The organism is Eubacterium oxidoreducens (assembly GCF_900104415.1).
GTDB lineage: Bacteria > Bacillota > Clostridia > Lachnospirales > Lachnospiraceae > Eubacterium_C > Eubacterium_C oxidoreducens.
The window spans coordinates 17,927-35,678 of the sequence record NZ_FMXR01000018.1 but is presented as its reverse complement, the minus strand read 5'-3'; the positions used below and the strand labels follow the sequence as shown (position 1 = coordinate 35,678).

Sequence of the window (17,752 nt, the reverse complement as noted above, 5' to 3'; positions counted from 1 at the left end):
AGCAATTATTTATGAAACAATTCGATATTACCGGCATGAGCTGTGCAGCCTGCAGTGCCCGTGTCGAAAATGCAGTCAATAAAGTAGACGGTGTTACCGAAGCATCCGTAAGCCTTTTGACGAACTCTATGAATGTACAAGGCGATGCCTCTGTACAAGCGATTATCGAAGCGGTTGAAAAAGCCGGCTATGGTGCAAGCGAAAAAGGCACAGGCGATGCCGCTGCCCATACGATAGAGTCTTCTTCCTTAGAAAACAAAGAAATCCCCATCCTTAAGCGAAGACTGATTTCTTCTGTTATCTTACTTGTTCCGCTTATGTATGTTTCCATGGGACACATGATGTGGGACTGGCCGCTTCCTCCTATCATGGCCGATAACCACCTTGCCATGGGTATTTATGAACTACTTCTTACTACAATGATTATGGTTATCAACCAGAAATTTTTTATAGGTGGCTACACTTCGCTGTTTCACCGTAGCCCCAATATGGACACCCTCGTTGCACTCGGCGCCAGTGCTTCTTACATCTACAGTCTATATGCACTTTTTGCCATGAGCGGCGCATACGGAAGCGGCGACCAGGAAGCGATTTCGCAATATATGCACGAATTTTACTTTGAATCAGCTGCTATGATCTTAACGCTGATTACCATCGGCAAATTCCTAGAAGCCCTCTCAAAAGGACGCACCACGGATGCGCTTAAGGGACTTATGGACCTAGCTCCCCAAACTGCCACCATTCTCAATGACGGCAAAGAGATGTCCATACCTATCGACCAGGTCAAAACCGGCGATACTTTTATTGTCCGTGCCGGCGAATCGATTCCGGTTGACGGACGCGTTATCAGCGGAAACGCAAGCGTAGACGAATCCGCCCTTTCCGGCGAATCTTTGCCGGTTGAAAAGGAGATTGGAAGTGCGGTTTCAAGCGCAACAATCTTAAAAAGTGGTTATCTGACATGCGAAGCGACCAGAGTCGGACAAGATACCACGCTATCACAGATTATCACTTTGATGAGTGATGCTGCCGCTACCAAAGCACCAATTGCCCGGGCTGCAGACAAAGTATCCGGCATTTTTGTTCCAACAGTTATGCTGATTGCACTCATTACTTTTGTCATTTGGATATTTGTAGGACAGGAATTCTCATTTGCTTTATCACGAGCCATCTCTGTTCTCGTAATCAGTTGTCCTTGCGCACTCGGCCTTGCCACTCCGGTAGCCATCATGGTTGGAAATGGCATTGGTGCAAGAAACGGAATCTTGTTTAAGACTGCGGCCATCTTAGAGTCCACAGGCAAAACGCAAATTATCGTTCTTGATAAGACCGGAACAATCACTAACGGGGCGCCGCAAGTGACAGATGAAATTCTTGCAGATGGCATTACCGCGGAAGAATTATTTACCATCGCAGGATTATTAGAAGAGCGAAGCGAGCATCCATTTGCAAAGGCCATCTTAGCGTGCGACCGGCTGCCTTCTTTAGAAGGTCACAAAGTCACCGACTATGAAACCTTATCCGGATATGGCATTCGCGCCAAAATAGACGATGTTAGCTGCTATGGCGGCAACCTGGAATTAATACGCCGCTATTGCGTTGTTCCCAAAGCACTTATCCAACAAGCCGGTACCTTCTTAAGGCAAGGCAAAACCGCTTTATACTTTGCCAGAGAAGATCACTTCCTTGGCATGATTGTTGTTGCCGATGTCATCCGTGATACTTCTCGCGAAGCAATCGCAGATTTAAAACGCATGGGAATGCAGGTCATTATGCTGACCGGTGATCAAGAGCTGACAGCAAATGCCATCGGCGAAGCTGCCGGCGTTGACCATGTTATCTCACAGGTCAAACCAGATGAAAAAGAAAGCATCATCCGCGCCTTAAAAGAGATTGGTCATGTTATGATGGTCGGAGATGGCATCAATGATGCACCAGCTCTAACCAGCGCCAATGTCGGTATGGCCATCGGTGCCGGAAGCGACATTGCCATTGATGCTGCCGACGTGGTTCTAATGAAGAATCAGCTGCCGGATGTCAGCGCTGCAATTCGCTTAAGCCGGCAGGTTCTTCGGAACATTCGACAGAATCTGTTTTGGGCATTTTTCTACAATGTCATCGGCATTCCGATTGCCGCCGGTTGTTACTATGCAGCCTTTGGGCTTAAGCTTAATCCAATGCTCGGTGCCGCTGCCATGAGCCTTTCGAGTGTATGCGTTGTCAGCAACGCACTTAGGCTGAACCTGACCAATATACACAGCAAGAAGCACGACACCCGTTACTTAAAGCTCGCTTCGGACGAGAATGCGAAAACTAAAATTCTCGACCTTGTCGATATACACAAATCACAAAAGGAGGAACCTATCATGACGAAAACAATTGGTATTGAGGGAATGATGTGCCCGCACTGCGAAGCACGCGTTAACGAAGCACTCAACGCTATTGATGGCGTAAGCGCTGTAGCCAGTCACGAAAAAGACAACGCTGTATGTGAACTAAGCGCCGATGTCAGCGATGAAGTACTGACCAAAGCCGTAACCGATGCCGGTTATACCGTAACATCGATTCAGTAATGAAACAGGACACGGAAACTTAATTCAAAAGTTTCTGTGTCCTGTCTTTTTTATTCTTCAATCATTGCTACACATGTACCAAAATCAATCATTGATACATCACTTACGGCTCCCTCTGTCTCTTCATCGGTCGATGTATTCTCATCCATCGTGTGATGCTCCTTCGCATACTTGACCAGCATCTTCCAGATTCCAAGTCCAATCAGCGCCACAATTGCAACCAAAATGACGGTAATTAAAATATTCCGAAATAGATCGTTCATCTGTAAATGTTCCTCCTGTTACCTCTCCTACTCACTGCGTTCATTATAGCACATAAGAGAGGCTTTGTGGGAGTTTCCTTTACTGCTTCCCTTCTGGAAGTGCCATCGGAAATTTCAAAATCACCTTAAACAAATCACCTTCAATCGCAAGTTGCATCTGTCCCTTCATAAGCTCCGTAAGTGAACGGGCAATCGAAAGCCCAAGTCCGCTTCCTTCGGTATTTCTTGACTCATCTCCACGCACAAAACGTTCCACCAGCTCTTCTGCCGAAATATTCAGCTCTTCCTTGGAAGTATTTAAAAATGTAATGACCACATATCCATCTTCTTCTTTCAGATTAATATAAGCTCTAGTCTGCTCTTGTGCGTATTTATTAATGTTGGTCATTAAGTTATCAAAAACCCTCCACAAATGCCTTACATCTGCCAGGATCTCGGTATCCGAATCGGCATCTTGCACTCTTAACGTAATTCCCTTTTCCAAAAGACGTTCTTCAAATTCTCCAATCACCTGGGTTAAGATTACGCCCACATGCAGCCGCTCAAAATCCATCTTAAGATTACCGGTCGAAGCCTTCGAAGCTTCCAATAAATCCTCAATTAATTTCTTCAACCTGTCAGACTGTCTAGAGAGCACTTCTAAGTATTGGCGTGCATTTTCATTATCCAGATCTTCCTTACGAAGAAGGTCTACATAATTGATAATCGATGTCAGCGGCGTCTTGATATCGTGCGATACATTTGTAATCAGCTCCGTCTTCATTCTTTCTGAACGCATCCTGTCTGCGACCGCATTTTGCAGACCCTCAGCAATATGATTTAAATCATTTCCGTGAGCATTAAGCCCCGGAAACATCTTCGAGGTATCTACCTGATATTCAATCTCTCCCAATGCAATTTTCTGCGCCGCAATGCGAAGAGACGCATACTGTTTTAAGATCTTGCCAAGCAGCAAAGCAAAGATGATTTTCTCCACCAGCCAAAGCACCCAAAACATTGCTGTAAATGCAGATTCACAAAAGACTGCGACTCCGATTATTTCCAGTACAACAAATATACCAAAGACTAACCACACCGGACCTTTTATCTGCGTCAGCGTAGCCTTTTGCTGTGCGTTTAGCTGACTGTGTATAATGAAGATTACCAGTCTTCCAATCAAAGACTTCTTACCGACTCTATGCAGCTTTCGGTTCACCGATAAACTCATTGCCCAGGCAATAATCAGCCATGCTACAAGTGCAACCACAATGCACATTAGTACGATGGCAGATGATCCGGAACATTTTGAAAATGCACAAAACAGTATCACCCCGATTCCGACTCCCATAACGGTAAGCACGGTAAATACATCCATTGGAAGCTCGTCAATCGTACGCGGCGTCACCTCATCATGGTCAGCACGGCATCCTGCCGATTGTATTAATATAGCAAAGAGCAATACCCCAACTACCAGACATGCTACAATCACAAATGGAATAATAATTCTTCCACTTTCGGAAATACTTTCCACGAAATTTGCCTGTGCAAAATAATCATACCGGTTCATCGACGCCGCGCGATTTGCAAGGCCATTTGCATCTGCAAATACAACTGCGTATGTTTGCATCGTTGAATCTGCTTTGTTTCCACCTGTAACATACAGTTCTTCTGCACTATATTGGTTTAGTCCGTCAATCCATCCCTCATCATAAGTCACACCATTTATTCCATTATCATCTGAACAACTCGCAACATCTTTCGTTGCCACGGCATAATCATATCCACCATCAAGCGAAAACTCAAGATAGTCACTTCCGCTATAAGTTGAATAATAGGAATTCCCTACTTTTAGCAGCGTCTGATTGCCTTGTTTTCTTGTCTCATATTGTAGGGATACAACATTACTCTTCCATTCTTTAATCTCTTCTTCACTGGCTGTGAAAGCTACTGTGGAAAAATACCGATCTCCAACGCAGATATATAAGCTCCCGGATAAATCATCATAGACGAATCCTGTTACCTGTTCCTCCCCCATATACTCCTGGCCCTGGATCACCTGTGGATCCTCATAAAAATATTCCACCGGAACGCTCGTGGTCATCGCTCCCCACTCAAGAAGACAAGTGTCTAGCTGGTCGACGTCTTTATAATCCGCCTCTTCTAGCGTTGAGTAGACATACCGGCTCGAATCGGCCAACATATCATCTGTCAGGGCTCCATTATCTGTCTTAATAACACCAAACCGAATCCCTTGATCTTCCAATATGGATCCTTGATAAGCGTCTTCATTTGTAGGATTATTTTCATATAACAACAGCTGAGCTGTGCGCTCTTTGGCATCGTTATACAGCTGCGTCGATGTGCTTGCACTCGATCCCGAATAGACCCCGGTGCTTTGCAGTACAGCCAGAAGGGCAATACTCATGCTTCCTACTACAGAAATCAGGATACATATCACAATCACAATTGCGCGTACCCATGTATTTTTTATTTTCATACTCAATTTCTCCTTTTACTTTTCCATCTTGTAACCATGTCCCCACACAGCTACAAGGTGCCTTGGATTGGCACTGTCATACTCAATCTTCTCCCGTAGATGACGAATATGAACCGCAACGGTATTCTCCGCTCCGTATGCCGGATCGTTCCAGACCTGCTCGTAGATTTGTTTTGGCGAAAATACCTGCCCCGGATGCTCCATCAGAAATTTTAAAATGTCATATTCGCGCGGAGTCAGTGATACCTTTTCTCCGTCAAGCGTTACCTGCTTGCTGATATCATTTAGTTCAATGCCACCTACTGCATAGACACTTCCTTCTTCGGCCGCCGAGCCATGTGCATCCCCTAATTTTGTATAGCGGCGAATCTGCGACTTCACTCGCGCAAGAAGCTCCACCGGATTAAATGGTTTTGTTACATAATCGTCCGCACCGACATTTAACCCAAGTACCTTATCCGTATCCTCACCCTTGGCCGTCAGCATGATAATCGGGACATTCGACTCTTCTCTCATCTTCGCCATTGCACTGATTCCATCCATTACCGGCATCATCACATCCAGCAAGACCAATGCAATCTGTCCGTTTTTGACAATCTCCACCGCCTCTTTTCCATCCTTTGCTTCGAGTACCTGATACCCTTCACTTTCCAAATAAATGCGCAGTGCATTGCGAATATCCTGTTCATCATCTACTACCAAAATCTGATGCATAATCTCAATTCTCCTTATGATTAATCATATGTTTATTCTATAAGCGGCATTTTAACATCCGCTAACCAATCTTTTTAAGAATTTATTAAAAACAAAAAAGATATGAGCAATGTTGTTGCTTTTTTAATCGCACCAAAACCACTCATACCTTTCCTCTCATAATTACCAACTGATTACTTCAGCTCCGTCTTCCGTTACGACAACCTGAATCTCCCACTGTGCAGACGGCTGACCATCTTCGGTGTAAACCGTCCAGCCATTGTCATCATCCACATAAATATCTGCTTTTCCCATGTTAACCATCGGTTCAATCGTAAAGCACATTCCCGGAACCATCAGCATTCTCGTTCCCGGGCGAGTTGTAAATCCAACCCATGGCTCTTCATGAAATTCAAGTCCGATTCCATGTCCACCAATCTCACGCACAACTGTATATCCATTTTTCTTGGCATGTTCGTTGACTGCTGCGCCGACATCTCCAAGAAATCCCCATGGCTTTACCTGCTTAAGCCCAAGCTCCACACATTCTTTTGTAACCTGCACAAGTTTTTTCTTCTCTTCGCTTACATTTCCAATCAGGAACATTCTCGAAGAATCGGAAAAATATCCGTTATATTCTGTCGAAACATCTACATTGACGATATCTCCATCTTGTAAAATGATATCCTCCGATGGAATTCCATGGCATACCTCATCATTAATCGACGTACACACACTCTTAGGATACCCTTCAAAATCAAGCGGTGCCGGAATCCCTCCAAGCTCCACCGTCTTTTCATGTACCAGAGTATTAACTTCTTCCGTACTCATGCCAACCTTAATATTCTCTGCGACGTAATCAAGCACTGCAATATTAATCTTCGCACTTTCCTTAATTCCTTCAATCTGCTCCGGTGTCTTAATGATGCTTCTTGGAGGCACCAGTTTCTTTTGCTGTCTGAACACTTCAATCTTCTCGTCAAATGCCTCATGACACTTTTTGTACTTCTTTCCGCTACCACACCAACACGGATCGTTTCTTCCAAGCTTTTCTGCCATCTTATAACCTCTTATCTATTATATTCAGCGCCATGTGTATACGTGACGTTTCCAATGGAAACCTCATCCCAGAGTTCTTCGTTTACACTGTAGGTATGCTCGCTTTCTAAAATCTGTTCATATGCATACCCATCGGCGTTGTAGTCATCAAAATCATATTCACTGCTGCCTTCTTCCTGCAGCTGTTCCTGGTATTTTTGTGCAAGCGTCGCTCGAAACATAGCTTCATTAAGCTGCTCTTTTGTAATCGACAGCCGCTCTAAGTTCTCGTACTGCTCATCATCCAAATCATCCCAGAAGTCGCTTTTCTTCGCGTCGAGATATTCCTGGTCGTTCGCACTTAACTCCAGCTCTTCTTCTACCGCTTTCGTATAGAAGATTTCATCGTGCACCGCCATCTCAATGATATAGTCCTGCGCTTCTAAACGAACGAATTTGCCATTTACATGAAGATTCCAATATTCGTTCGTATCCTTTGGATTGTACACTTTCGCTTTTTGTTCTACCTGATTTTCCTCATAGGTGATATAGAACATCATATCGGTCATGGTAAGCTCAACACCATCAACCGTCACAACCGTCTCGTCCATATGCGATGCGACATCAAATACTTTATTTTGCCCAATATGTTGATTTCGGATATAAATATAAAGGGCAGTTGCGACAATCGCAAGGATAATCGCAAACTGCCAATATCGCATAATCTTTATCCGATTCGGTTTCGTTTTCTTTAATTTCATCGAAAAAACGTTTCCCCAACCTCTACTGACACAGCTGCGATACAACCTGATTAATCACCTTGCCATCCGCCTTGCCTTTCAGCTCAGCCATAACAGCCTTCATGATCTGACCTTTATTCTTTGTTGCAACCACATCTGCAAATTTCTCTGTCAATACCGCTTTTACTTCATCTTCACTCATAAGCTGCGGTGCATATTCGTTAATAACATCATAACGCAGCTGATATTCCGCTTTTAAGTCTTGTCTGTCTGCCGGACAGGTGTCTATCTGTTCCTTGACAGACTTTAACTCCTTCAAGATGACTCTGTCAACAAGTTCTTCCTTGATATCATCTCTGCAACCTTCATCGATTGCCACTTTCTTAACCGCTGATACAACCGAAGAAATTGCATCCTTTCTTGGCTTATCCTTCGCCTTCATTGCCGCGATCATGTCTTTTTGTAATTGCTCCATCTGCATGGTGCTCTTTCATCTCCTTTTTATCTATCCTCTTACAGTACACGTCGTACAGAAAGAATCGTTCTATATGTTGCGGATGTTCCGGATATAATACCGGTCTTTGAATTTGATGCATGAACGATGCATCCATTCCCCATGTAGATTGCCACATGGCCACTATAGCAGATTAAATCGCCTGCTTTTGCATTTGCATAGCTGACTTCTTTTCCGGCCGAGCGCTGTGCACTGGAGGTTCTTGGAAGAGAGATTCCAAAATGCTTAAATACATACTGCGTAAATCCGCTACAATCCGCTCCTGTATTCGGGTCCGTTCCGCCCCAGACATATTTATTTCCAACAAATGTCAATGCATAATTGACAACTGCCGAACCGCTTACACTCGTCGAATATCCCGGATCGGAGCTTCCGCTGCTTGAAGAACTACTCTCATCCGAAGAACTTGAGCTGCTCGAAGAAGAACTTGATGATGAGGAACTGCTGCTTGAAGAAGAGCTGCTCTGTGCCGCAGCAGCAGCTGCTGCCTTTTCCTGTTCTGCTTTAATGACTGCATTTTGCTGTGAAATGGTAGATTTATATTTTGCTGCAAGTTCTTTGGCCTGTGCAAGCTGCGATGCGAAATCACTAACCTGACTTTCCTTCTCGGCAATCATGGTATTGAGATTCGCTTCCTGCTCTTCGTATTGCGCCTGCATCTCTTCTAGCTCAGCCTTCTCGGACTCAACCTGCTCTTTTAATTCTGCAACCTGCTGCTTGGTCTCTTCATATTCTTCCAAAAGATCACGGTCATAATCATATACATCTGAGTAATACTGAATACGATTCAGCACTTCAGCCAATGATTTCGATTCCAGAATCGAAGTCAATAAAGAATTGTCTCCGCTCTCATACATGAACTGAATTCGTTTTGTCATATCATCATGCTGCGCATCTTCTTTTTCCTGTGCCGCAACAAGATCTTCTTCCACCTGCTTAAGCTCCTCATTCTTGCTTGCAAGTTCTTCCTCAAGAACATCCATATCAACAAGAAGATTCACCAGTTCTGCATCAAGCGACTCAATCTCACTTTGCAACTCACTTTGTTCCGATTCAATGTCAGAAATCGAATCCGTCACTTCATCCAAACTGCTTTGCGCATCATTAATCTTACTTTGTGCATCAGAAATTGTCGACGCCATTGCCGTGGTTCCGGAAAATGGAGCCATTGCAAGTGCTGCTATTGCAACCGCAGAAACGACTTTGTTTCTCGCCTTCATGCTTATTCGTTTCATTCCTTATCCTTCCTTTTACTATCTTAGGCTTTACCGAATCCGCAATTCGGGAATGTACATTCCTCGCATCCCAGACACAGTCCGCCATGTCCATATTTTGCCAGTTCTTCCTGATCCAAAATCTCACCTGCCATTACGCGTGGCAAAACCAAATCGAAAATCGTTCTGGCTGCGTACATAACGCATCCCGGAAGTCCCATAATCGGAATACTTCCCTTATAATAGGATAACAAGAACATTGCGCCCGGAAGCACCGGTGCTCCGTATGATATAATCTTAGCTCCGGTTCCTTTAATGGCACTTGGCGTTGTATCATCCGGATCCACACTCATACCGCCTGTACACACAATCATATCGGCGCCCTTGTCAATCCATTTTAATATTTCTTTTGTAATCTCCTCTTGTTTGTCATCCATAATTGACTGACCAAGCACTTCGACATCATACTCGCCAAGTTTCTTTCGGATGACCGGTCCAAATTTATCTTCGATGCGTCCCTTGAACACTTCACTTCCTGTTGTTACAATAGCTGCTTTCTTATGTCCAAATGGGAGCAACTGCATAAGTGGTTCTTCTCCAACCACCTGCTGCGCTCTTCGCATCTTCTCCTCTTCAATCACAAGTGGAATAATTCTGGTTCCTGCAAGCTTATCCCCTTTCTTAACCGGGAAATTACCATGACGCGATGCAATCATCATCTCACCAATGGTATTTAGCTTCATTAATCTTTGGGTATCCACTTTAAACAGGCCATCAATACCGGCCTTAATCTCAATCTTACCCTCCTTCGTCTCAGAAGGAATCAGGTAATCATTCTTACACATATCAAACAAAATCTGTGCTGCTTCATCTTCATGAAGCATCCCCTCTTGCTTCTCCCATACATACAAATGCTCCTTGCCAATGGAAAGAAGAACCGGAATATCTTCCTCTGTTACGATATGTCCTTTTCGAAATACTGCGTCTTTTGTTACACCCGGAATAATCTGCGTTAAGTCATGGCACAGCACATGTCCTACCGCATCTTCTGTATTGATGAGTTTCATATTGTCATTCTCCTTAAAAACCTTTCCCTAACGCCTAACCCCTAGCCAACAGACGTAGGCCATACTCATGACATTATACAATAATTCACTCAATAATAAAAGCCCTCTGCCAAACAGATTAGTCTGACAGATGGCTTCTCATTCTCACTAGCAAAGCTTCATTCGAATCTCCTTGGTAATGATATCTGTATAGCTAAAGGATAACAACTGCGGTGGATTCGTATTTCTTCTATTCTCAATCAGAATTGTAAATACGCTTGGATATGCATTCTGCAGAATGCCTTCCTGAATTTCAATGCGATTTCTTCCGCGGTCTTGCTTAATCATTACTTTATTACCTAACTGTGATCGTACCGACTCACGCACTTTGCAAAAATCAGAATTAGACATATTAATATACCCCTCTTTTCTTATCTTTATGATTTATACGTAAATGGTACCACTTTACCACCCCAAAGTCAACTGTTAGCGGCTTCAAATCACAACATTTCGTTCTTTTTTTCAAATCCGCTCCCAATATCTTGTTATCTCACTTTGATTTGGACTTTACTTTTGTTCCAACAAAAAATATGCTAAACTATAACAAAATGTGAAACAAAGAGGTTATTATATGATAAGAACAATTTTCGGATTTCTATTTGCAATCCTTTTTTTAGTCTTGGCAATTCCCGTGCTGTTTATCGAGTGGCTACTTGCCAAACACAACCAGGAAGCCTCAGACCTTCGATGCCTCCACTTTGTCCAGTGGGCATTTCGCTGCATCTTAAAGATCTGCGGGGTTAGACAGACCATCATCGGTGAGGAATATCTGCCAACCGATGAAGCCGTTTTGTTTGTCGGCAATCACAGAAGCTGGTTTGATATTCTGATTACGTATTCGCACATGAAGATGCGAACCGGCTATGTAGCAAAAGATTCCATCGAAAGTGTTCCACTTCTTAAAAACTGGATGTATCGTCTTCACTGTCTGTTTATGAGCCGCAATGATATGAAAGCTGCTCTTCGCTGCGTCTTAAAAGGCGTTGACCTTTTAAAGCACGGCATCAGCATCTTTATCTTCCCTGAAGGAACACGCGGCAAGGGAAGCGATCACATCTTGCTTCCCTTTCACGAAGGCAGCTTTAAGATGGCAGAAAAAGCCAAATGCAAAGTCATTCCGGTTGCCATCTTAGGAACCAGAGAAATCTTTGAAGCGCATCTTCCGTATGTAAAGCCATGCAGCGTTATTGTAGAATATGGAAAACCAATTGATTTAAGCGAACTAGACAAGGAAACCAAAAAACATCTTGGAACATATATGCAAAAAACCATCCAGGAAATGTTAATCAAAAACCAATCCTTGTGCCGATAACTTTCATAGAGACGTCAAAAACCGCAGCATACCGTTGTACAACAACGTGCTGCGGTTTCTTATTGTGCTAAAAATGCATTGATAAAAAGATCCAAATCTCCGTCTAATACTGCCTGCGCATTTGTATTTTGCGCATTTGTACGATGATCTTTCACCATCGTATATGGCTGTAAGACATAGGAGCGAATCTGATTTCCCCATCCAATTTCAGTAACTTCGCCACGAATCTCCTGCGCTTCCCTCGCCTTTTTCTCCTGCTCGAGAAGATAAAGCTTTGCCTTTAACATCTGCATCGCCTTGTCTTTGTTCATGTGCTGTGAACGCTCATTTTGGCATTGCACCACAATTCCCGTCGGAAGATGTGTGATTCGAATTGCCGAAGAAGTCTTGTTAATATGCTGACCACCGGCACCACTTGAGCGATAAGTATCTACACGAATCTCATCATCCTTAATTTCGATATCAATATCTTCCTCTATATCCGGCATTACATCGCAAGACACAAAAGACGTCTGCCTCTTTCCCGCTGCATTAAATGGCGAGATTCTTACGAGTCTGTGCACACCCTTTTCTGACTTTAGATATCCATAAGCATTCGTTCCTGCCACCTCAAATGTAATCGACTTAATCCCGGCCTCATCACCATCAAGATAATCAAGCACCGTCACTGCAAATCCCTTGTCCTGCGCCCATCTGGTATACATGCGATACAGCATACTCGCCCAATCGCAAGACTCCGTTCCACCGGCACCCGCGTGAAGAGATACAATCGCATTGCTCTTATCGTATTCCCCGCTAAGAAGCGTTTTAATCCGAATACTCTCGATTGTTTTTTCCAGTGCATTAAGCTCCTGATCAATCTCCGAAATCAGACTTTCATCCTCTTCTTCATATCCCATTTCAATCAGGGTTTCAATATCTTCATAAGAAGATTCAATCTTATCAAATGTCTCAATGTCATCTTTTAGATCTTTTAATTCTTTTGACTGCATCTGCGCTTTTTGCGCATCCTCCCAAAAATCAGGAGCCTCCATAAGCCTTTCTAGCTCTTCAACCCGCTCTTTTTTGCTCGCGAGGTCAAAGTGCATCCCTCAAATCATTACATGGCTTTGTCAGCGCACCAAGGCGCGTTTTGAACTCATCAAGTTCAACCATTTAATCACCTCTTTCTTATACTGATTGGCTTATTGTGCCAATTCTTTTTTCAGAACTTTAATTGCCTTAGCAACCTGATTGTCCTTCGTATATTCATACTCTTCATCACTTCCGGTATATTCATACTCAAGTTCTACATCCGGTGTGATGCCCTTTTCATGAATGCACTCACCACTTGGTGTATAATAAGTTGCTGTCGTTAATTTGATTGCACTGCCATCCGTAAATGGAAGAATCGTCTGCACGATTCCCTTACCATACGTCGTAGTTCCAATCAAGGTTCCATAATCAAAATCACGAATCGCACCGGCAAAAATCTCTGCTGCGCTTGCACTGCTTCCATTCACCAATACTGCCATCGGCATATCCAGATAATTCTCCGCATCAGAGGTATAATCGGTTCTCTCGCCGTCTTTATCCTCGGTATAAACAACCGTTCCTTCCGGAAGGATATCATCCAAAATCTCAGTCACTGACGATACCGTACCACCCGGATTAGAACGCACATCAAAGATTACGGCTTTTGCACCCTGCTCTTTTACGCTTGCGATTTCTTCTTCGTATTGCTCCGTTGTCACTTCCGTAAATTCCGATATGGTGATCAAAGCAATTTCATCCGTCAGCATCTGACTCGTAACACTGACTTCTTCAACTTCCTTACGCTCCACCTCAAGCGTCATCTCTTCTCCGTCACGGCTGATAACCAGTTCAACCATAGAACCTTCCTCGCCTCTTACATGTTGTACGAAATCCGAAAGTTCCATCGAAGTCGCTTTATATCCATCGGCGCTTTTAATAACATCGCCCACTTCAAGACCGGCCTCCTGTGCGCCGGATCCGTCATAAATCTTATCGATAATTACCTGTTTTGTCGTCTCGTCCTGATAAAGAAGCGCCCCAATTCCATAAAATGTTCCGGATGTTGACTCTTGTAATTCTTCGTATTCTTCTGCCGTATAATACCGTGTATAAGTATCTCCGGCACCTTCAAGCAGCCCTGCAAACAAGCCTTCTTGCAGATCATCAACATCTAAATCTTCATAATAATACTGGTTCAGATATTTATAGAGCACCTCTAGCTTTTGCTGCGTTGCGGTATCTAAGATCGACGAATCCGAAGAACTATCACTGTCTTCCTCCGAAGTCGTGCCGGCTTCTGCTAGCTGAAACGGTCCTAGATTGCCCGTCTTCATAACCAAAAGCCCTGTTACCATCGATGCTGCAATCGCAATCACAACGCCTAGCATGATTCCCTGTGCAAATCCAATCTTTTTCATGGATCTGCCGACCATTTCCCTTATCGCAAGTTCTTCTGCATCCGGCTGTGCTTCTTCCATAGGAAGCTCTACAGGCTGCGTTTCTTCTTTTGCCTCTTCTATCTTATTCGTATTCTCTTTTTTTCCAAACATAACTTATACCCTTAAGTGTTTATGGATGGTCAGACGACTTCCCACAAATCCTATTCCTATTCCTAGTATTAATCCCACCGGGACAAGCACCGCAAATACAGAGTGTGCCGGGAGGAAATCCATAATCCCACTTAAGAAATTGAACTTGCCGATGATATATGCCACTACCCTCTTATATAGGAAAAACAAAATCACAAGTGGGATAATCGAACCGACAATTCCAATCAAAATTCCTTCAAACAAGAATGGTGCACGGACAAAGAAATCGGTCGCACCTATCAATTTCATGATGCCAATCTCTTCCTTTCGAACCGCAATACCTACCGTAACCGTATTGCTAATCAAAAAGATCGATACTGCAAGCAGGATAATAATGATTGCAATTGAGATATAAGCAATCAAAGAATTAAAATCGGTCAGCGTATGCGCTGCCATCTCTGACTGGTTAACCTCTCGCACTCCATCTAACGATTCTAGATAAGTGACAAGTGAATCCTGCATAGACACATCATTTAAATAAATCTGGAAGTTCGCATCATTAGCCAGAGGATTATCTTCTTCATAGCCTTCTGCAAGTTCTTCCTTTCCTTCAAAATAAGTTTCCTTAAAGTCTTCCCACGCCTGCTCAGCCGAAACATATTCATATTTTTCCACTTCGGCGCGCGACTTAATTGCTTCCTCAATGGCTGCAATCTGATCGTCTGTGATTCCTTCCTCAAAGAATACCGTTACCGCAACGCCTTCTTCTGCCTTTTGCACAATCGACTGCATATTCACAACAATGGAATAAAATATTCCAAACAAGAAGATACATGCCGCCATCGTAGCTACTGAAGCAAGCGAGAACATCTTATTTCTCCAGATATTCTTCGTTCCTTGTTTTAATGAATAAAGAACTGTACTAATTTTCATAACCGAAGACCTCCTGTCCGTTGTCACCTACTACGACGCCATTGCGCATTGAGATGACACGTTTTTTCATAGCCTTCACAATCTCAAGATTATGCGTTACGACAAGAACGGTCGTTCCACGTCTGTTAACTTCCTCAAGAATCTTCATAATTTCCCAGGCATTACCACTATCCAGGTTACCGGTCGGCTCATCTGCCAGAAGAATCTTCGGATTGTTTACAAGTGCACGCGCAATCGCCACACGCTGCTGCTCGCCACCGGACAACTGCTTTGGATTCGACTTATACTTCGCAGCCAGGCCTACCATGGAAAGCATCATCGGCACACGCTGGCGGATCTGTCTTGTCGGCGCAGAAATAACGCGCTGCGCAAACGCAACATTTTCATAAACATTGCGATCACGCAGCAGTCTGAAATCTTGAAATACTACACCGATATTTCTTCGATACTTAGGAATCTGCTTTCTTCCGATTGCGCCTAAGTCTCTTCCATTAATATAGATACTACCGCTTGTTGGTTCTAGTTCCTTAAGTAAAAGCTTAATAAGTGTTGACTTGCCCGATCCGCTATCACCTACAACGAATACGAATTCGCCCGGTTTGATATGCAAGCTGACATTGTTCAGCGCCGGAACTCCGGCAATATATTCCTTACTGACTCCTTCTAATTTAATCATGACTGTCTCCCGTTTAGTAATCTAATGACTCCATGTATTTCATATACTTTACTACCATTAATGCAATCTTGAATGTAATTGCATCTTCAAACACACGAAGATCAAGTCCTGTACTTTTTTGCAATTTATCGAGACGATACACCAATGTATTTCTGTGAATATAAAGCTGTCTGGATGTCTCAGATACATTCAGGCTATTCTCAAAGAATTTGTTGATTGTCGTAAGTGTCTCTTCATCAAATTCATCCGGTGACTTGCCATCAAAGATTTCTTTGATAAACATCTTACACAATGGAATCGGAAGCTGGTAAATAAGACGGCCGATACCAAGTGCCTGATATGCAATAATATTTCTTTCTTCAAAGAAAATCTTTCCAACATCAAGCGCCATCTTCGCTTCCTTATAAGATCTTGATACTTCTCTGATGTCTCCGACAACCGTACCAAATGCAATATGCACATCCTTATCGTCTCCGCGACCTTTAAATAAAGAAATGATACTCTCTGCATTCTTATAGAGCTGATCCATATCATCCTCATCGGTAACTTCTTTTACAAGAATGATATTCTTCTCATCAACAGCTGTTGCAAAATCCTTACTCTTACCGCCAAACAAGGTACGGATCTTCTCAAGTTCATTTCCTTCTTTTTCGCGATTGATTTCTATAATATACACAACTCGTGAACATTCTGTGTCAATATGAAGCTTTTTCGCACGATTGTAGATATCAACCAAAAGCAGATTATCAAGCAAAAGATTTTTAATAAAATTATCCTTATTAAATCTTTCCTTATACGCAACCAAAAGATTTTGAATCTGAAAACAAGCAATCTTCCCGATCATATATCCATCATCTGACTCATTCTTTGCCAAAAGTACGTATTCTAACTGATGATCGTCAAAGACTTTAAAAAACAAACAACCTGATACCGTCTGCGAATCAGCCGGTGACTGGCTAAATTCCAGTGCCGCACCGGAATACTGCTCCGCTTCTGAGAATGTAGTCGCTAATATTTTCCCATCCAGGTCAATCACACATAAGTCGATTCGTGTAATCCCCTTTAACCCATCTAACGTATTCTGAAGTATCTGATTTGATATCATTGAACGTTCCTCCATACTAAAACTTACTTCTGTGACATGTTTTTGTGTCATGGCTCCCCGAAAATATACAACTTTCACAAAAACGAAAAGCCATTTTAAACATTATGTCTACTTCTTTTTCCTATTCTAGTACAAAAACACAAAAAAATAAACCCTAAATCCTTAACTTTTTATGCAATATCCATGCTGCCGAATTGTCTGAATTGTTTTACAATTTCAGTAATGGTTTCACTGCTTTATTGTCAAGATAATTTTTCACTTTTCTGAAACCAAAAGTCATTTTTTATATTTTCAACAAAACACTTGTTTGTTCCTTATACCACGTATATACCGTTTTTTCTCCTCATTTTCGGTGGATAAAGTGGATAACTCCGTGTATAAGTCATTTTTTTCGATAAAAAAGCCATTTTTAATTGTGGATAACTTTTCCGGTTTTTCACACGAAAATAACACCAATTCTTAATTTTTTCCATAATTTTTCCTTATTTGTGCAAAACAACAAAAACCGAAGAAATCAATAGTTTTTTTATTTTTTTGTACATTTAACAAAATTAGGACTTTCTTAC

Annotated in this window: 16 protein-coding genes; 2 read left to right on the top strand and 14 right to left on the bottom strand. The window is 42.7% G+C overall.

Translation table 11 applies throughout. The annotated features are described in order from the left end of the window. The first annotated feature begins 11 nt into the window (after positions 1–11). Positions 12–2,573: a heavy metal translocating P-type ATPase gene (locus tag BLS20_RS11405; RefSeq protein ID WP_090174495.1), complete on the top strand. Its 2,562-nt coding sequence runs from the start codon at positions 12–14 to the stop codon at positions 2,571–2,573. A 50-nt stretch (positions 2,574–2,623) separates the two neighbouring features. On the opposite strand, the gene BLS20_RS11400 is transcribed toward BLS20_RS11405, so the two are convergent. The 9 genes from BLS20_RS11400 to BLS20_RS11360 all read right to left on the bottom strand — a co-directional run bounded on the left by BLS20_RS11400 (position 2,624) and on the right by BLS20_RS11360 (position 10,968). Then, entirely contained in the window at positions 2,624–2,836 is a 213-nt protein-coding gene (locus BLS20_RS11400; protein ID WP_090174494.1) for a hypothetical protein, read from the bottom strand. Between the two features lie 79 nt (positions 2,837–2,915). Next, positions 2,916–5,312 (bottom strand): sensor histidine kinase, encoded by a 2,397-nt coding sequence (locus BLS20_RS11395; RefSeq protein ID WP_090174493.1) that lies wholly within the window; start codon positions 5,310–5,312, stop codon positions 2,916–2,918. A gap of 15 nt (positions 5,313–5,327) precedes the next feature. After that, entirely contained in the window at positions 5,328–6,026 is a 699-nt protein-coding gene (locus BLS20_RS11390; RefSeq protein WP_090174492.1) for a response regulator transcription factor, read from the bottom strand. Between the two features lie 162 nt (positions 6,027–6,188). Continuing rightward, a complete protein-coding gene (locus tag BLS20_RS11385) occupies positions 6,189–7,064 on the bottom strand; it encodes a methionyl aminopeptidase (protein WP_090174491.1) in 876 nt (291 codons plus the stop codon). 11 nt (positions 7,065–7,075) lie between these two features. Next, a complete protein-coding gene (locus BLS20_RS11380) occupies positions 7,076–7,804 on the bottom strand; it encodes a hypothetical protein (protein WP_090174490.1) in 729 nt (242 codons plus the stop codon). A 22-nt stretch (positions 7,805–7,826) separates the two neighbouring features. Continuing rightward, a complete protein-coding gene (locus tag BLS20_RS11375) occupies positions 7,827–8,258 on the bottom strand; it encodes a GatB/YqeY domain-containing protein (RefSeq protein WP_341443232.1) in 432 nt (143 codons plus the stop codon). 38 nt (positions 8,259–8,296) lie between these two features. Next, positions 8,297–9,532 carry a C40 family peptidase gene (locus tag BLS20_RS11370; RefSeq protein ID WP_090174488.1) on the bottom strand — a complete coding sequence of 412 codons (1,236 nt, stop codon included), beginning with the start codon at positions 9,530–9,532 and terminating at the stop codon, positions 8,297–8,299. A 23-nt stretch (positions 9,533–9,555) separates the two neighbouring features. After that, entirely contained in the window at positions 9,556–10,578 is a 1,023-nt protein-coding gene (locus BLS20_RS11365) for a molybdopterin-binding protein (protein WP_090174487.1), read from the bottom strand. Positions 10,579–10,725: 147 nt separating this feature from the next. Next, the gene (locus BLS20_RS11360; protein WP_090174486.1) at positions 10,726–10,968 is read right to left on the bottom strand and encodes a Veg family protein; all 243 of its coding nucleotides are present in this window, start codon (positions 10,966–10,968) and stop codon (positions 10,726–10,728) included. Between the two features lie 220 nt (positions 10,969–11,188). Between BLS20_RS11360 and BLS20_RS11355 the strand changes: the two genes are divergently transcribed. Next, positions 11,189–11,929, top strand: coding sequence for a lysophospholipid acyltransferase family protein (locus BLS20_RS11355; RefSeq protein ID WP_090174485.1), 741 nt, complete (start codon positions 11,189–11,191; stop codon positions 11,927–11,929). Positions 11,930–11,988: 59 nt separating this feature from the next. Here BLS20_RS11355 and prfB read toward each other — a convergent pair. From prfB to BLS20_RS11330, 5 genes are all read right to left on the bottom strand, one after another. Beyond that, positions 11,989–13,084 (bottom strand): peptide chain release factor 2 gene (prfB, locus tag BLS20_RS11350; protein WP_143010265.1). Its coding sequence is split into 2 segments (ribosomal slippage): positions 11,989–13,008 and positions 13,010–13,084, totalling 1,095 coding nucleotides; the frame shifts between segments, so codons are not numbered across the junction. A gap of 29 nt (positions 13,085–13,113) precedes the next feature. Further along, on the bottom strand, positions 13,114–14,493 hold the full coding sequence (locus BLS20_RS11345; RefSeq protein ID WP_090174483.1) for a S41 family peptidase: 1,380 nt from the start codon (positions 14,491–14,493) through the stop codon (positions 13,114–13,116). A 3-nt stretch (positions 14,494–14,496) separates the two neighbouring features. Beyond that, positions 14,497–15,405 (bottom strand): permease-like cell division protein FtsX, encoded by a 909-nt coding sequence (ftsX, locus tag BLS20_RS11340; RefSeq protein WP_090174482.1) that lies wholly within the window; start codon positions 15,403–15,405, stop codon positions 14,497–14,499. Continuing rightward, complete coding sequence (gene ftsE / locus BLS20_RS11335) at positions 15,395–16,081, bottom strand: cell division ATP-binding protein FtsE (protein WP_090174481.1); 687 nt, start codon at positions 16,079–16,081, stop codon at positions 15,395–15,397. The genes ftsX and ftsE overlap by 11 nt, the downstream gene beginning before the upstream one ends. A 13-nt stretch (positions 16,082–16,094) precedes the next feature. Beyond that, positions 16,095–17,186, bottom strand: coding sequence for a PucR family transcriptional regulator (locus BLS20_RS11330; protein WP_090174480.1), 1,092 nt, complete (start codon positions 17,184–17,186; stop codon positions 16,095–16,097). Between the last annotated feature and the right edge of the window lie 566 nt (positions 17,187–17,752).

Excerpts from the sequence above, each read along its gene's own strand:
- BLS20_RS11405 (WP_090174495.1), top strand. The coding sequence starts at position 12 with ATGAAACAATTCGATATTACCGGCATGAGCTGTGCAGCCTGCAGTGCC.
- BLS20_RS11400 (WP_090174494.1), bottom strand. The coding sequence starts at position 2,836 with ATGAACGATCTATTTCGGAATATTTTAATTACCGTCATTTTGGTTGCA.
- BLS20_RS11395 (WP_090174493.1), bottom strand. The coding sequence starts at position 5,312 with ATGAAAATAAAAAATACATGGGTACGCGCAATTGTGATTGTGATATGT.
- BLS20_RS11390 (WP_090174492.1), bottom strand. The coding sequence starts at position 6,026 with ATGCATCAGATTTTGGTAGTAGATGATGAACAGGATATTCGCAATGCA.
- BLS20_RS11385 (WP_090174491.1), bottom strand. The coding sequence starts at position 7,064 with ATGGCAGAAAAGCTTGGAAGAAACGATCCGTGTTGGTGTGGTAGCGGA.
- BLS20_RS11380 (WP_090174490.1), bottom strand. The coding sequence starts at position 7,804 with ATGAAATTAAAGAAAACGAAACCGAATCGGATAAAGATTATGCGATAT.
- BLS20_RS11375 (WP_341443232.1), bottom strand. The coding sequence starts at position 8,258 with ATGGAGCAATTACAAAAAGACATGATCGCGGCAATGAAGGCGAAGGAT.
- BLS20_RS11370 (WP_090174488.1), bottom strand. The coding sequence starts at position 9,532 with ATGAAACGAATAAGCATGAAGGCGAGAAACAAAGTCGTTTCTGCGGTT.
- BLS20_RS11365 (WP_090174487.1), bottom strand. The coding sequence starts at position 10,578 with ATGAAACTCATCAATACAGAAGATGCGGTAGGACATGTGCTGTGCCAT.
- BLS20_RS11360 (WP_090174486.1), bottom strand. The coding sequence starts at position 10,968 with ATGTCTAATTCTGATTTTTGCAAAGTGCGTGAGTCGGTACGATCACAG.
- BLS20_RS11355 (WP_090174485.1), top strand. The coding sequence starts at position 11,189 with ATGATAAGAACAATTTTCGGATTTCTATTTGCAATCCTTTTTTTAGTC.
- BLS20_RS11345 (WP_090174483.1), bottom strand. The coding sequence starts at position 14,493 with ATGTTTGGAAAAAAAGAGAATACGAATAAGATAGAAGAGGCAAAAGAA.
- ftsX (WP_090174482.1), bottom strand. The coding sequence starts at position 15,405 with ATGAAAATTAGTACAGTTCTTTATTCATTAAAACAAGGAACGAAGAAT.
- ftsE (WP_090174481.1), bottom strand. The coding sequence starts at position 16,081 with ATGATTAAATTAGAAGGAGTCAGTAAGGAATATATTGCCGGAGTTCCG.
- BLS20_RS11330 (WP_090174480.1), bottom strand. The coding sequence starts at position 17,186 with ATGATATCAAATCAGATACTTCAGAATACGTTAGATGGGTTAAAGGGG.